This is a genomic window from Olsenella intestinalis, from assembly GCF_023276655.1.
Classification (GTDB): Bacteria; Actinomycetota; Coriobacteriia; order Coriobacteriales; family Atopobiaceae; genus Olsenella_J; species Olsenella_J intestinalis.
On sequence record NZ_JALGRK010000002.1, the window covers coordinates 865,156 to 881,340 of the forward strand.

The 16,185-nt window shown below is 68.7% G+C and carries 4 protein-coding genes; all 4 read right to left on the bottom strand.

Annotation, left to right across the window (positions count from 1 at the left end; translation table 11 throughout):
* Positions 1 to 24 precede the first annotated feature (24 nt).
* The 4 genes from M5D76_RS08405 to M5D76_RS08420 all read right to left on the bottom strand — a co-directional run bounded on the left by M5D76_RS08405 (position 25) and on the right by M5D76_RS08420 (position 16,061).
* Positions 25 to 12,222, bottom strand: a complete 12,198-nt coding sequence (locus M5D76_RS08405) for a non-ribosomal peptide synthetase (RefSeq protein ID WP_248922938.1) — start codon at positions 12,220 to 12,222, stop codon at positions 25 to 27.
* A 99-nt stretch (positions 12,223 to 12,321) separates the two neighbouring features.
* Complete coding sequence (locus M5D76_RS08410; protein WP_248922939.1) at positions 12,322 to 14,037, bottom strand: MATE family efflux transporter; 1,716 nt, start codon at positions 14,035 to 14,037, stop codon at positions 12,322 to 12,324.
* Entirely contained in the window at positions 14,030 to 14,713 is a 684-nt protein-coding gene (locus M5D76_RS08415) for a 4'-phosphopantetheinyl transferase family protein (protein ID WP_248922940.1), read from the bottom strand. The genes M5D76_RS08410 and M5D76_RS08415 overlap by 8 nt, the downstream gene beginning before the upstream one ends.
* A 13-nt stretch (positions 14,714 to 14,726) precedes the next feature.
* On the bottom strand, positions 14,727 to 16,061 hold the full coding sequence (locus tag M5D76_RS08420; RefSeq protein ID WP_248922941.1) for a putative ABC transporter permease: 1,335 nt from the start codon (positions 16,059 to 16,061) through the stop codon (positions 14,727 to 14,729).
* Positions 16,062 to 16,185 lie beyond the last annotated feature (124 nt).

Here is a 16,185-nt window from a genome sequence, read left to right on the forward strand (position 1 = left end):
CGCGTTGCCGGTTCGCGCCTGCGGCTACAGGTCGAAGAAGCCGAGCATCTCCATCATCTGGATGGCCTGCTCGAGGTAGTGCGTCTCGGTGATCGACCACTGGAAGCCCAGGCGGTAGAGCGCCTTGACCGTGAAGGTGTTGGTCACCGGGTTCTCGAAGCGCATGTCATCGTCGTCGAGGCTGTAGTTCACGAGCGGCGAAACGTACGCGTTGATGGCGTCGTCGGCAAGGGCCGCACGCAGGCGCTCCTCGAAGGTGTCGTCGTCCACGACGTCGATGTCGAAGCCGCAGCGCTGCATCGCGAGCACGATGTTGCCCATCTCCACCTCGTGGGAGTTGTAGGGGTGGAAGACCGTGAAGCGCCGGTCGGTGCCGGCGAGCAGAACGATCGCGCGGGCCACCTCGTCGATGGGCGAGAACTCGTCGCGCTCGTCCATCTCAGACATCGGGAAGCAGCCCATGGCCACGTAGGAGCGAAGCGTGCTCATGAAGTTGTTGGTGCCGAAGTTGACCTGGAACTCGCCGTCGACCTGGCGGCTCATGAGGTTGCCGACGCGCATGATCTTGGCGTCGAGACCCTTCTCCCCCACCAGCTCGAGGATGGCCCGCTCCGCGAGGAACTTCGTGTGGACATAGCCGTTGGAGATGGTGTCCTGCCCCAGCTCGAGGGCCGCCTCGGTGAGCGTGTGCATCTCGGCGTCGTTGCCGACGACGTCTCCGCAGACCGACACGGTCGAGACGTGGACGAGACGAGCGCCCTTCTCGAGGCAGAGCTCGGCCAGGTTGCGCACGCCGTCCACGTTGATGCGCTTGAGGAAGTCGAAGTCGGCGAAGTGCTTGACGCTCGCGGCGCAGTTGAAGACCGTCTGGAAGTCGAGCTCGAAGACGTCGGCGAGGCGCTCCATGTCGCAGATGTCGCCGTCGACGACGATGACGCGGCTGCCCAGCTCGCCCGAGATGTCGTGCTCGAAGTAGTAGAACATGCTCTGGAGCAGGCGGTCGGACGCACTGACGTCGCCCTGGCCGCGAACCAGGCAGAAGATCTTCTCGGTGTCGCCTTGCAGGAGCTCGTAGAGGATGTGCGAGCCGAGGAAGCCGGTGGCGCCGGTGAGAAGGACGTTGCCAAGCTCGCCCGGGCGGACGTCGTCGACGAGGTCGGGCGTGTTGTTCGCGAGCGCCATGTCGACATAGGAGACGGTACGGGCCGCAGCGGCGGGCTCGGGCTCGGGTTCGAGCGCAGCGGGCGCGGGAGCCGCGTCGGCAGCCTGCTTGGAGAGGACCACGCGCTCGAGTTCCTCGACCGTGCCGGCGTCGAAGACGTCCTGGTAGGTGATGGGCAGATCGGCCACCATGGCGGCCATCATGACCTTCGCGGCCGTGAGCGAGGTGCCGCCGACCTCGAAGAAGTTGTCGTCGACGCCGACCTCGTCGATGCCGAGGGCGCTCATGTACATGTCGAGCAGCGTCTGCTGTAGCTCCGTCGCGGCGGGCTTGACCTCGCGGGCCTCCTGGGTCTCCTCGACCGTGGGAAGCGCGCGCTTGTCGACCTTGCCGTTGGCCGTGAGCGGCATCTCGTCGAGCTGCATGATGGCCTGCGGGACCATGTAGGACGTCAGGTAGGAGCCGAGGTGCTCCTTGAGCGCGGCGAGGTCGACCTGCTCGTCGGCCGTGAAGTAGGCGGCGAGGTAGTCGGTCTTGCCGTGCGCGACCACCACGACGCTCGTGCGCACGCTCGGGTAGTTGTTGAGGACGCTCTCGATCTCGCCGAGCTCGATGCGGAGGCCGCGGAGCTTCACCTGGTCGTCCATGCGGCCGCGGTACTCGATCTGGCCGTCCTCGCGGATGCGCGCGAGGTCGCCGGAGCGGTAGGCCGGCATGCCGAGCAGCTCGATGAAGCTGCGAGCCGTGAGGTCGTCGCGGCCCACGTAGCCGCGGCCGACGCCGGCGCCCATGATCGCGAGCTCGCCGGTGGCGCCGAGCGGCTGGAGTCGACCGGCGCGGTCCACGGTGGCAACGTGGACGTTGACGTTCGGGATGCCGATCGTGACGTCGCCCGTGCCGTCGACCACCTGCATGGTGCAGCTGATCGTGGCCTCCGTCGGGCCGTAGCCGTTCATGACGTGCAGGTCGGGGTTCACGGCCATCAGGCGGTCGTAGAGGCCCGGCGGGAACGCCTCGGCGCCGAAGTCGATCGAGCGCAGCCCCTTGACCGCGGGCACGAACGCGTCGATGTCGAGCATGTTCGAGAGGTAGCTGGGCGTGCAGCTCATGACGTCGACCTCGTTGTCGAGCATGAGGCGCGCGAGCGCCAGCGGGTCGAGGATCTGCTCCTTGGTCGCGAGCACGACGGTCATGCCGTTGGCCAGCGGCACGAACTCCTCCATGATGGCGAAGTCGAACGTGAGCGCCGCCACGGCGAGGCTCACGTGCGCGCGCCTCGTGTAGCCGCAAATCTCCAGGTTGTGGTCGTCGTCGTCGACGAAGTTCACGAGGTTGGCGTTCGTGAGCATGACGCCCTTGGGGCGGCCCGTCGAGCCCGAGGTGTAGATCACGTACGCAAGGTTCTCGGGCGCGACCGCTACGTCGAGGTTCTCGCGGGAGCCGCGTCCTGCGGCCTCAGTCGCCTCGACGACCGTGAGCTCGAGGTCGGCAAGTGCCGAGAAGAGCTCGGCACGGCGCTCGAGGATCTCTGCCGTGGTGAGGACGAGGCGCGCTCCGGAGTCCTCAAGGATGTAGCGGACGCGCTCCTCGGGGTACTCGGGGTCGATCGGCAGGAAGCAGCCTCCGCTCTTGAGCGCGGCCTGGCGCATCACGTAGGCCCAGGAGTCGCGGTCGGCAAGCACGGCGACCATGGTCTCGGGTGCGGCACCCGCCTCGGCGAGCACGTGGCCCACGGCATTGGCCTCGGCGTTGAGCTCGGCGTAGGTGAGGGTGCGGTCGCAGGCGACCATGGCGGGCGCATCGGGGCTCTTCTCGGCCTGGTCCTGAACGAGGCGGTAGGCGGGGCGCTGCTCGACGGGCCATGCGGTGTCGTGCAGCGCACGGATGGCGGCCTCGTCGGCAGGGCTCGTCAGGCGCAGCTCGCCGACGCGCTCGCGCTGCGTGAGCTCGCGGCTCACGGTGCTGGCGCACTTGAGCAGGGCGCGCACGGTGTGCTCGCTGAACTGCGTCGGGCTGAAGGAGCAGTCGAACACCACGTCGTCGCCCTCGAGGCTCACGTCGACGTCCATGCCGGCCTTGGCCTCGGAGAGCGCGAGGTCGATCTCCTCGGCGGGCAGGCCGCAGATGGTCTCGGGGCCGTCCTCGGCGGAGTCGCCCTGGTAGGCGAAGAGGATGTCGCCGTGGATGTCGTAGGCGCGGCTGACCTCGGCGAAGCTGTAGAGGTCGTTGGCCATGGCATCGACCAGGTAGGCCTGGCAGGCCTCGATCGAGGCGACCACGTCGGCCTCCGGCCCGACGTCGTTGGCGACAGGCAGGGTCTTGACGAGCATCGTGACCGCGCGCTCGAGGCGCGCGTCGCTGCGGCCGTTGTAGATCGTCGCGAACACCGCCGCGTCCTCGGTCGCCGTGAACGAGCGCAGGGCGTGGCCGAAGGCGAAGGTGAAGAAGGCGTTGGCCGAGAGGCCGCGGCTCGCGCAGAAGTCGCGCACGACGGCGGCGTGCGGCGAGCGCAGCTCGAGGGTCGCGACCGGGCCGGCATCGGCGTCGCCGTCGCGCGGCGGCAGCGTGTCGCCGCCGCAGCCCAGGAAGATGCGGTCGAAGAACGCCTTGGCCGACCCCAGGCGCCCGGAGGCGCGGCCGCTCTCCTCGTCGAGGGCGAACTCGAAGCCGGTGTAGGACTCGGCCTCGACCTCCTCCCCCGCGTACGCGCGGCTCACGTCGTCGAGCAGCACGGCGATCGACTCGCCGTCGCTCACGATGTGGTGCGTGTCCAGAAGCAGGAAGACGTCGCCGTCAGCGCGATGGACCTCCGCGCGGAACAGCGGCTCCTCTCCGCAGACGTCAAAGGGCCTCACGAGCGAGGTCAGGTCGTCCGGCAGGCCGTCGATGACGGGCACCTCCACGCGCCAGGGCTCCCTCCTCACGGCCACGACGTCGCCGGACTTGGCGGTGCGGACCTGCATGAAGAGGTACGGGTGGGCGAGAAGAGCCTGCGCCACGGCGTCGGCGAGACGCGCGGGATCGACGCCGGCGTCGAGCTTGTAGAACATCGGGATGTTGTAGGCCGTCGAGCCCGGCATGCGCAGGCACTCGACGAAGATGCCCTGCTGCGTCTGCGAGAGCGGGTACTCCTCGCGAAGCTCCCACGCCTCGGCGGGCGCCGCGTCGCCCACGAGGCCCACGAGCTCGCGCACCGTGCGGTGCTCGTAGACGTCGGCCACCTTGACGGAGGCGCCGAAGTCCTCGGAGAGCACGCCGCACAGGCGGATGCAGCCGATCGAGGAGAGGCCGCAGGCGAACAGGTCGGTTTCGACGCCGATCTGGGAGCTCGTGCCGATGACCTCGCAGACGAGGTCGAGCACGCGGCGCTCGAGCTCGGAGGTCGGCGCGACGACGTCGGAAGCCTCGAGGGCGATCTCGGGCAGGGCGCGCTTGTCGACCTTGCCGTTGGGCGTGAGCGGCATCTCGTCGAGCTGCATGATCGCCTGCGGCACCATGTAGGCCGTCAGGTAGTCGGACAGGTGAGAGCGCAGGTCATTGAGGTCGACCTTCTCGTCCGCCGTGAAGTAGGCGGCGAGGTAGTCGGTCTCGCCGTGGGCGACCACCACGACGCTCGTGAGCACGCCCGGGTACGTGTCGAGGACGCTCTCGATCTCGCCGAGCTCGACACGCAGGCCGCGAAGCTTCACCTGGTCGTCGATGCGGCCGTGGTACTCGATCTGGCCGTCGGCGCGGATGCGCGCGAGGTCGCCGGAGCGGTAGGCCGGCATGCCGAGCAGCTCGACGAAGCTGCGCTCGGTGAGGTCGTCGCGGCCCACGTAGCCGCGGCCGACGCCGGCGCCCATGATGGCGAGCTCGCCGGTGGCGCCGAGCGGCTGCAGGCGTCCGGCGCGGTCGACGGTCGCGACGTGGACGTTGACGTTCGGGGTGCCGATCGTGATCGCACCAGTGCCGTCGACCACCTGCATGGTGCAGCTGATCGTGGCCTCGGTCGGGCCGTATCCGTTCATGACGTGCAGGTCGGGGTTGATCTCCCTCAGGCGGTCGAAGAGCCCCGGCGGGAACGCCTCGGCGCCGAAGTCGATCGAGCGCAGGCCGCGCACGGCCTCGGCAAACGCCGGGATGTCGAGCATGCTCGAGACGTAGCTCGGCGTGCAGCTCATGACGTCCACGCGGTTGGCAACCATGAGGTTGCCGAGCGCGGCCGCGTCCATGATCTGGTCGGCCGTGGCGAGGACGACGCACATGCCGTTCGCGAGCGGCACGAACTCCTCCATGATCGCGAAGTCGAACGTGAGCGCCGCGACGGCGAGGCTCACGAGGGCGCGCCTCGTGTAGCCGCAGATCTCGGCGTTGCGCTCGTCGTCGTCCACGAAGTTCACGAGGTTGGCGTTCGTGAGCATGACGCCCTTGGGGCGGCCCGTCGAGCCCGAGGTGTAGATGACGTAGGCCAGGTTCTCGGGCGCGACCGCGACGTCGAGGTTCTCGCGGCTGCCGCGGCCTGCGGCCTCGGTCGCCTCGACGACGGTGAGGTCGAGGTCGGCAAGCGCCGAGAAGAGCTCGGCGCGGCGCTCGAGGATCTCTGCCGTGGTGAGGACGAGGCGGGCGCCAGAGTCCTCGAGGATGTAGCGGACGCGCTCCTCCGGGTACTCGGGGTCGATCGGCAGGAAGCAGCCGCCGCTCTTGAGCGCGGCCTGGCGCATCACGTAGGCCCAGGAGTCGCGGTCGGCGAGCACGGCGACCATGGTCTCGGGTCCGGCGCCCGCCTCGGCGAGCACGTGGCCGATGGCGTTCGCCTCGGCGTTGAGCTCGCTGTAGGTGAGGGTGCGGTCGCAGGCGACGAGCGCCACACGGTCGCCGTTGAGGGCCGCCTGGTCCTGCACGAGGCGGTAGGCCGGCCGCTCGGCCACGGGCCAGTCGGTGTCGTGCAGCGCGCGGATGGCGGCCTCGTCGGCCACGCTCGTCAGGTGCAGCTCGGCCAGGCTGTCGCGGCGCGTGAGCTCGCGCGCCACGTTCAGGAAGGTGCGCAGCAGCGCCTCGACCGTGTGCTGGCCGAAGGCCGACGGGTCATAGGAGCAGTCGAGGCTGACGTCGTCGCCGTCGGTGAAGACGTCGAGGTCGATGCCGGCCTTGGCCTGCGAGAGCTCGAGCATGCCGGGAGATGACGGCAGGCCGCAGATGTGCGTGTCCGCGGCGTCGGAGACCTCACCCTGGAAGGCGAAGATGACGTCGCCGTGAACGCCGAACTCGTTGCTGACCTCGGCGAAGCTGAAGATGTCGTTGGCCATCGCGTCGAGCAGGTAGGACTGGAGCGCGCTGACGGCATCAGCAGGCGCGAGCTTGTCAGGCGCGGTCACGCGCACGGGCAGGGTCTTGACGAACATGGAGACCGAGCGCGCGATGCGCGAGTCGCTGCGGCCGTTGTAGATCGTGGCGAAGGTCGCCTCCTCGGCGAAGCAGAAGGAGCGCAGCGCCAGGCCGAAGGCGAGCGTGTAGAAGGCGTTGGCGGAGAGGTTGCGCTCCTGGCAGAACGCGCGTACCTCGGATGCCAGGCTCTTCTCGGCAAGGCGGGCAAAGGCGATGCCCTGGCCCTGGCCCTCTCCGTCGTGCGTCGGCAGCGTGTCGCCGCCGCATCCCGCAAGCGCGCGCTCATAGAAGTCGTGCGCCGCCTGGAGGCGCTCGCCGGCGCGCTCGCGCTGCTCGGCGAGGGCGAACTCGAAGCCGGTGAAGGCCTCGGGCTCGACGGCCTCGCCGGCGTAGGCGCGGCCGAGGTCGGTCAAAAGGACGTCGATGGACTCGCCGTCGCTCACGATGTGGTGCGTGTCGAGGAAGAGGAACTTGCCGTCGGGAGCGTCGAAGAGCGCGACGCGGAAGAGCCGCTCGCCGCCCTCGAGGTCGAACGGGCGGACGAGCTCGTCGGCGGAGGGCACCTCGCGGCCGATGGGGATCTCGACCGGCGCGGGCTCGTTGCGGCGCGCCACGGCCTCGCCGCGCCCGTTGCGCGCGATCGTCGCGAAGAGGTACGGGTGGGCGAGAAGGGCCTGCGTGAGGGCGTCGCGAAGGCGCTCGAGGTCGAGCGAGTCGTCGATGCGGTAGAGCTCGGGGATGTTGTAGATCGTGGTGTCGGGGTGCATCATGCACTCGAAGAAGATGCCCTGCTGGGTCTGGGAGAGCGGGTACTCGTCGAGGAGCTCGAAGGCGGCCTCGGCCGGCGTGGTCGAAAGCGTCGCGTCGATCGCCTCGACGCAGCGCAGGCGCGAGACGTCCGCGACCTTGAGCACCTTGCCCATGCGCGAGTCGACCAGCGAGCACAGGCGGATGCAGCCGAGCGACGAGAGGCCGGCCTCGAAGAGGTCCGTGGTGATGCCGACCTGGTCGGTGTCGACGACGTCGCGCACGATCTCGAGCAGCTCGGCCTGGGACCCGGTCTTGGGGCCGACGATGGTGCGGGCGGCTGCCTCGACCTCGGGCAGGGCGCGCTTGTCGACCTTGCCGTTGGCCGTGAGCGGCAGCTCGTCGAGCTGCATGATGGCCTGCGGCACCATGTACGCCGTGAGGTAGGCGCCCATGTGCGCCTTGAGGGCCTCGTGGTCGACGACCTCGTCCGCCGTGAAGTAGGCGGCGAGGTAGTCGCTCTGGCCGTGCGCGACCACCACGACGCTCGAGCGCACGCCCGGGTAGGCGTTGATAACGCTCTCGATCTCGCCGAGCTCGACGCGAAGGCCCCTGAGCTTCACCTGGTCGTCGATACGGCCGCGGTACTCCACCTGGCCGTCCTCGCGGATGCGCACGAGGTCGCCGGAGCGGTAGGCGCGCATGCCAAGCAGCTCGAAGAAGCTGCGGGCGTTGAGGTCGTCGCGGCCGATGTAGCCGCGGCCGACGCCCTCGCCCAGGATCGCGAGCTCGCCCACGGCGCCGAGCGGCAGCAGCCTGCCGAGGTCGTCGACGGTCGCCACGTGGTAGTTGGCGAGCGGGCCTCCGATGGTGACGTCGGTGGCGTCTGCGATCTCGAGCGCGGTCGCCGCGCAGGTGCACTCGGTCGGGCCGTAGCTGTTGGTGACGACCACGTCGGGGTTGAGTTGGCGCAGGCGGCTGAACAGGTCGGGCGGGAACGCCTCGGCGCCCACGAGCACCGACCTCAGCTGCGGCACCACCGAGGCGAACGTCTTGAGCTCGATGAGGTTGGAGAGGTAGCTCGGCGTGCAGCAGATCATGGTGACGTCGTTGTCGCGGATCAGGCCCGCGATGGCGGCGGGGTCCATGATGTCGTCGTTGGTGGCGATCACGACCGTGTTGCCGTTGGCAAGCGGGATGAACTCCTCCTCCACCGAGACGTCGAAGGTGAGCGCGGCGATCGCGAGGCTGACCGACCCGTGTTGCACAAAGCCCGCGACCTCGGCGTTCTTCCCGTTGTCGTCGACGAGGTTCACGAGGTTGTGGTTCTCGATCATCACGCCCTTGGGACGGCCCGTGGAACCCGAGGTGTAGATGACGTAGGCGAGGTCGTGGGACGCCACCTCGACGTCGAGGTCGGAGCCGTCGAAGTCGGCGACGGCCTCGCCCGCATCGATCACGTCAAGCTCGAGGTCGGCAAGGGCCGAGAAGAGCTCAGCCCTGCGCTCGAGGACGTCTGCCACCGTGAGCACGATGCGCGCCCCGGAGTCCTCGAGGATGTAGCGCACGCGCTCCTCCGGGTACTCGGGGTCGATCGGCATAAAGGCCGCGCCTGCCTTGAGCGCGCCCTCGCGCATGACGTAGGCCCAGGTGGTGCGGTCCGCGAGCACGGCGACCATGGTGCCGTTGCCCGCACCGTGCGCGGCGAGGGCGCGGCCGACGGCGTTGGCGCGGGCGTTGAGCTCGCCGAAGGTGAGGGTGGCGTCGCGGCCGATGACGGCCGTGCGGTCGGGGTGGGCGTCGGCCTGGTCCTGGAGGAGCCGGTAGGCCGGGCGATATGCGACCGGCACGTCGCTGTCGTGCAGCGAGCGCAGGCTCTTCTCGTCATCCGCAGAGACGAGGTGCACGTCGCGCAGGCGGTCGCGCACGAGGAACTCGGAGACGACCTGGTCGATGAGGCGCACGAGGCGCGAGACCGTGGAGGGCGAGTAGGCGCTCGGGTCGACCTCGGTCTCGAAGACGATGCGGTCGCCGTCGAGCATGAGGTCGACGCCGAGGGCGGCGCGGGCGCGCGAGAGCGGCAGCATGACCTGCGAGGCCTCGGCCCCGCCGAGCCTCACGCTGCGCACGTACTCGCCCTGGAAGGCGAACATGACGTCTGCCTGGATGCCGTAGGCGCGACGGACCTCGGCGAAGCTGAAGACGTCGTTGGCCATGGCCGACAGCAGGTAGGACTTGCAGCGCTCGACCAGCGAGACGACGTAGTCGTCCGGCTCGCTCGCGAGCGTCACGGGCAGGGTCTTGACGAGCATCGAGACGCAGCCCTCGAGGCGCGGGTCGCTGCGACCGTTGTAGATCGCCGAGAAGATCGGCTGCTCCGCCCCGCAGAACGCCTGGAGCGCATAGGCGAACGCCGCCGTGAAGAAGGCGTTGTGGGTGAGGCCGTGCTCGGCGCAGAACGCGCGCACGGCCGCGCCGTCGGCCTCGCCCCAGGTGCGCTCGAAGGCCATGTGGCCGGCCTCGGGGTCGCCGTCCTTCGGGGGCAGGGTCTCGCCGCCGCAGCCGCGGAAGTGGGCGTCGTAGAAGTCGTGGGCCTCGGCCAGGCGCGACGAGGCGCGGGCGGCCTCCTCGTCGAGGGCGAACTCGAAGCCGGTGTAGGTCTCGCGCTCGAGCGCCTCGCCGCCGAAGACGCGCTGGACGTCGGCGATCATGAGGTCGATCGAGGCGCCGTCGCTCACGATGTGGTGCGCGTCGAGGTAGAGGTAGGAGGCATCGGGGGTGCGAAAGATCGCCGCGCGGCAGAGCATCTCGTCGCTCTCGAGGTCAAAGGGACGCACGAGCTCGTCGACGCCGGGCAGCTCGTCGCAGTCGACGATCGCCACGTCAAGCTTAAGGTCGTCGCGGCGGCAGGCGCGCAGCAGCCCCTCATCGTCGGTGCGCACGCGCATGTTGAGGTACGGGTGCGCCTCGGCCATCGTGCGCACGGCCGCGGCCAGGCGCCCGAGGTCGACGCTCGCGTCGAGGCGATAGAGCATGGGCAGGTTGTAGGACGTGGAGCCGGGGTGGTTCACGCACTCGAAGTAGATGCCCTGCTGGGTCTGCGAGAGCGGGTAGTCCTCGCGCAGCGCGTAGTCGACCGCGTCGGCGGCCGCGTCCACGAGCCGGGCGAGGTCGCGCACCGTGGGGGCGCTCGCGAGCTCTGAGGTCTTGACGGCGACGCCGAACTCGTCGCGCAGGGCGCTGCAGAGGCGGATGGCACCGAGCGACGAGAGGCCGGCCTCCACGAGGTCGGTGGTCGCACCCAGGCGCTCGGTCCGCAGGATCTCGCGGGCGAGGCCCAGGATCTTCTCCTCCACCTCGCCCACGGCGGGCTCGACCTCGACGTCGTCGAGGGAGGGCTCGGGCAGCGCGGCCTTGTCGACCTTGCCGTTTGCCGTGAGCGGCAGCTCCTCGAGGCGCGTGAGGCTCTGCGGCACCATGTAGGAGGCGAGGTAGCGGCGGGCGTGGGCACGCAGGGCGTCGGTGTCGACGTCGTCGTCGGCGACGTAGTAGGCCGCGAGGTACTCCTGGGCGTCCTTCACGACGACCACGACGGCCGAGCGGACGGACTCGAAGCTCTCGATCACGCGCTCGACCTCGCCGAGCTCGACGCGCAGGCCGCGGAGCTTGACCTGGTCGTCGATGCGACCGCGGTACTCAACCTCGCCGTTCGCCCTCACGCGCGCGAGGTCGCCCGACCGGTAGGCCGGCATGCCGCAGAGCTCGAAGAAGTTCCGCGCGTTGAGGTCATCGCGGCCGATGTAGCCGCGGCCCACGCCGGCGCCCATGATGACAAGCTCGCCGGGCTCGCCGGCGGGAAGCAGGCGGCCCTCGTCGTCGACGGTCGCGACGTAGTAGTTGGCGAGCGGACCACCGATGGTGACGTCGGAGGAGTCGACCACCTCGAGCGCCGTGCTCGCGCACGTGCACTCGGTGGGGCCGTAGCTGTTGGTGACGTGCAGGTGAGCGTTGAGCGCGCGCAGGCGGTCGAAGAGGTCCGCGGGGAACGCCTCGGCGCCGACGACGACCGACGAGAGCTCGCCCACGACCGCGGCGAACGTGTCGATCTCGATCATGTTCGAGAGGTAGCTCGGCGTGCAGGTGAGCACGTCGACGTGATTGTCGCGAATGAGCTGCGCCATCGCCTCGGGGTCCATGATGTCGTCGGCCGTGGCCATCACGACGGTCATGCCGTTGGAGAGCGGGATGAACTCCTCCTCCACCGAGACGTCAAAGGTGAGCGCGGCCATGGCAAGGCTGACCGAGCCGTGGCGCGTATAGGACATGACCTCCATGTTGCGGTCGCTGTCGTACACGAGGTTCACGAGGTTGCGGTTCTCGATCATCACGCCCTTGGGGCGCCCCGTCGAGCCCGAGGTGTAGATGACGTAGGCCAGGCTCTCGGGCGCGACCTCGACGTCGAGGTCGTCCACGTCGTGGGAGAACACGGCCTCGCGCGCCTCGACCACGTCGAGGTCGAGGTCGGAGAGTGCCGAGAAGAGCTCAGCCCTGCGCGAGAGCACGGCGGAGGTGGTCAGCACCATGCGGGCCCCGGAGTCCTCGAGGATGTAGCGAACGCGCTCCTCGGGATACTCGGGGTCGATGGGCATGAAGGCCGCGCCAGCCTTGAGCGTGCCCTCGCGCATGACGTAGGCCCAGGAGTCGCGGTCTGCCATGACCGCGACCATGGTCTCGGGCGCGGCGCCATGCTCGACGAGGGCGCGGCCGACGGCGTTGGCCTCGGCGTTGAGCTGGCCGTAGGTGAGGCTGCGGTCGCGCGCCACGAGGGCCATCCGCTCGGGATGGGCGTGCGCCGAGTCCTGGAGCAGGCGCCAGGCCGGCCGCTCGGGCACCTCGCAGGCGCTGTCCTGTCCCCTCAGAAGCTCGTTCTCGATCTCGCTGGCCATGTGGGCCCTCCTTGTTGCCTGTGGTTCAGGATTGTTCTACGGTGCGCCACCCGCCAGGTGCGGACGGCCGGCGACGGACAAGGCGCGCGGACGGAGCCGTTAGGCTGCCTTGAAGTTGATCATGAGGCGGTGCAGGGTGTTGAACTCCGACACGACGACGGTGTCGTAGACGCGGGAGAGCTCCTCCTCGTCGGCCTCCTCCTCGAACTCGCCGGCAAAGAGGCCGACCTTGTGGTCAAAGCGCATGATGACCGAGACGTCGCCGTCGTCGCGGTTCAGGACCGTGAACGAGCAGGCGTGCGGACGCTCCTCCCCGATCGCCTTCTCGAACGCGGGGAAAAGCTTCTCCTCCACGACGGCCATCTGCTCGGCGCTCAGCACATCGGCGGCCTGGGCCTTCCACTGCTCGACGTTCTCGGCCTCGGGGGTGCCACCCGTGAGCATCGCGACGTTCTCGCGGTGCATGCGGAACATGCCCTTCAGGAGCCTGCCGGCAACGAAGAGGAACAGGCAGGCGCAGACGTTGGCGATCATGGCGCCGTACCAGGGGGCGTCCATCGGGATCACGCGCGCGAGCAGCAGCGTGCTGCCGATGTTGACCGCGATCTGGATGCCATAGGAGATGTTGGCGATGTGCTCGCGCTCGGTCGCGGAGAGGTAGTTGACGAGCGCGTCATTGGTGAAGGTGAACAGCGCGTTGAGCGCGACGATGCGGATCGCGAACGGGAGCGACTCGAGCATCACGGGGTCGCTCACCGCGAACAGCGCCATGAAGACCTGCGGGAAGACGACGAGCAGAAGGACGATGGGCACGAGCAGGTACATGCCGAAGCGGTACTGCGAGCGCTTGACGAGGAGCGTGCCGCAGCGGTTGTTCTCGCCGAAGTACGACGAGGCGAGGGGCATGACCGGCTCGGAGGCCGATGCGGTGAAGATCGTGAGGAACAGGACGAGGTTGTCGATGACCGCGGAGTTGCCGAGTCCGCTCGTGCCGCTCTCGCGGCCGAGCACGAGGTTCTGCACGATCATCTGGATGGCGAACATGAGGTACATGATGCACATGGGCGTGCCGGGCCTGAGGGTGGCGAACATCGACGGATCGCCCTCGCGGCGCTTGGGCGACACGAAGCGGCAGAGGCTGCCCTTCTTGTGGAAGTGCGGGATGAACATGAGGACGGCCACCAGCTCGCCGAACACCATCGCGAACGCGCTCGCGCCGATGCCCATGTGGAAGCCCTCGAGCAGGATCAGGTTGAGCGCGACGTTGACGACGGCGGCCGTGATGTTGGCCGCAAGCACGAGCTGCGGGTCGTTGTCATCGGTCAGAAGGTAGTCGCCGGCGAACATGAACACGATGGGCAGCGAGCCGAGAAGGACGATGTGCAGGTACTCGCGGGCGTATCCGAAGTTCTCGGGCGTCGCCTGGAGGAAGGTGAGGATCGGGTCGGTGCAGAAGTAGAGGACGAGTGCGAGCACGGTCGTCACGGCCGTCAGCGCGATGATGGAGCGCGTGAAGACGCGGGCGGCGAGCGACTTGTCGCCCGAGCCCGTGCACTTGGAGACCGTGATGCCGCAGCCGACGCCGCCCAGTGCGCCGATCGCGCTGAAGATGAGGTTGACGGGCTCGACGGTGCTGAGGGCCGAGAAGGGCACCTCGCCGAGGCTCTGCGAGATGCAGATGCCGCCGATCATGGGCGAGAGCTGGCCGAAGAGCAGGCCTATCATCGCGGGGATGATGTAGTGGACGCTGCTCCGGTGAATGAGGGTGTTCTCCGCCTTGAAGTCGACCTCGCCGGTCGCCGCCTTGTCAGCCATGGTGTGCCAAGCCTCCCTCGTGGGGCGCGAACGTGCAGCAGGGCGTCCCCGTCTCGTCATCGGTCGCCCATGCACAGACGCACAGGACGTAATTCCCAAGATGATACTCAAAGAAGCGCGCCTCACGCCCCAGGGCCGAGCCCGGCTCGGCGGAAATCTCCGACGGCTCGACCTCGAGCCCGCAGCCCTTGAGCTTGAGGTAGCTCTCCTTGCGCGTCCACAGCGTCGTGAAGGCGCGGCCGGGCTCCTCCTGGCCCTCGAGCCAAGCGCGCTCCACGTCCGTCAGGCAGTGGCTGACGAGCCCCTTGTCGAGAGGAGCCACGGCCTCGACGTCGACCCCCACGGGGGCGTCCGACACCGCGCAGGCAGCGACCGTGCCCGCATGGGCAAGGTTGAAGTGGACGGAAGGCTCGGCCAAAAGGAAGGGCTTGCCCTTCTCCCCCACCTCGACCGCAAGGTCGACCACGCCCGCCTCGCGTAGCATGTCCGCCAAAAGGAGCCCCGCGCCGACGCAGAGCGCGCGGTCCTCGCGACGGTGGTAGCGCAGGGCCTTCTCGCGCCGAGACGGCCATGGCAGAAGCGCCATGCCCGTCTCGAATGCGTCATCGTCGGTAAGACCCGCCACGTCGGCGAAGCTGCAGAGGATGGTCTGTCGCTCTTCTCGGCCTTCCGCCATGCCGGCCCCCTTGCTAGGCGCGGACCGACTTGTTCGGGTCGATGGTCATCGACTGGAAGCGGTTGGCCATGTAGGCGTCATCGAAGTTCTTCGCATAGAACTCCTCGATGCCGGGCTGCGGGACGTGCCCGGCCCTGCGCGCGCCCCAGTTGTCGAGCGCCTGGAGCGTCATCACGCAGTTGACGAGCATGAACGTGGCGCAGACGAGCGTCACGGTGGAGCGCCACCTCCACGGGATGAGGTTGAAGAGGCGCAGGAAGATGGGCAGCAGGAGCTTGATCCACGCGGTGCCGAGCACGCCGAACATCGAGGCGTAGAGCAGACAGGTGCGGCCGCCGAAGAGGTCGCCGAGGAACTGGTCGGAGTAGTCCCAGGCGGTGGCGCCGAACGAGACCTCCATGAACCAGCTGACGAAGTACTCGAAGGCGCCGCCGATGATGGTGCAGACGATGAAGACGAGGATGATGCTGCGGTCCTTGAAGCGGTTGAGGGCGATGGTCATGAGCACGGCGCCGATGCCGTAGATCGGCGAGAAGGGGCCCCAGAGCAGGCCCGCGCGGTCCTGGTAGACGCCGGGCTCGATGACGGCCATGTGGAAGATGACCTCGACGACCAGCCCGAGGAAGCAGCCGACCATGAAGGTCCAGAACAGGTTGAAGAAGTCGAGGCGGATGTAGCCCTCGCCGGGGTCGGCAAGGCCGAGCGTGCCGCTCTTGGCGTGGACCTCGGTGTCGAGCGCGCGCAGGCCCGCCTGGAGGTTGGACTCGCTCACGAGCGAGGGGTTGAGGTACGTGGAGAGCGCGATCTGGGCCGCGAGGTGGACGAAGTTGAACAGCAGGTGCCAGCCGATGCCGTAGAGCATGAACTCGCAGACGAGCGAGACGACCGTGAGGGCCATGTTGAGGTTGATGAGCGCGCTGGCCGCGCCGCGCCTGCCGCGGATGAGGCGCAGGCCCACGAAGAAGGAGAGCGCGGTCGAGGCGAGCGAGGCGGCCGCCGCCAGGATGATGACCGCGGCGGTCGTGGCGGTGATCTTGCCGAGCTCCTGCTCGAGGAAGCCGCTGTTGACCATAGGCAGCAGGGCCATCACGGCGGCGCCGATGCCCAGAAGCGACGCGACCATGAGCATGATGCTCAGGACGCGAAGCGGCGTCGGGAGCTCCGAGAAGGAGAGGCCCCTCATGCGGTCGCGCACGACGCCCATGACCTGGCCGCGCTCCTTGGCGGTGAGCGGGGTCTCCTCGCTGCGCCTGCGGGCGGCCTCGAGGATGGTCTGCACGCCCTTCTCGTCCAGGCGGCCGTCTGCGACCACGTCGCGGGTGAGGTCGACGATGTCCTGCTCTGCCATATATGCGTCCAATCTGGTAGGCGCGTCCGCTTGCCATGCAAAACCCTACCATCGCGAGCGGGAGCCGAGGGCGCGACGCGGGGCTTTTTCGGCACGCGCCCGCAGGTGCGGCGACGAGGGTCAT

What these genes read in the sequence shown, in the direction of transcription:
- M5D76_RS08415 (WP_248922940.1), bottom strand. Translation starts at nt 14,713, where the DNA reads ATGGCGGAAGGCCGAGAAGAGCGACAGACCATCCTCTGCAGCTTCGCC.
- M5D76_RS08405 (WP_248922938.1), bottom strand. Translation starts at nt 12,222, where the DNA reads ATGGCCAGCGAGATCGAGAACGAGCTTCTGAGGGGACAGGACAGCGCC.
- M5D76_RS08420 (WP_248922941.1), bottom strand. Translation starts at nt 16,061, where the DNA reads ATGGCAGAGCAGGACATCGTCGACCTCACCCGCGACGTGGTCGCAGAC.
- M5D76_RS08410 (WP_248922939.1), bottom strand. Translation starts at nt 14,037, where the DNA reads ATGGCTGACAAGGCGGCGACCGGCGAGGTCGACTTCAAGGCGGAGAAC.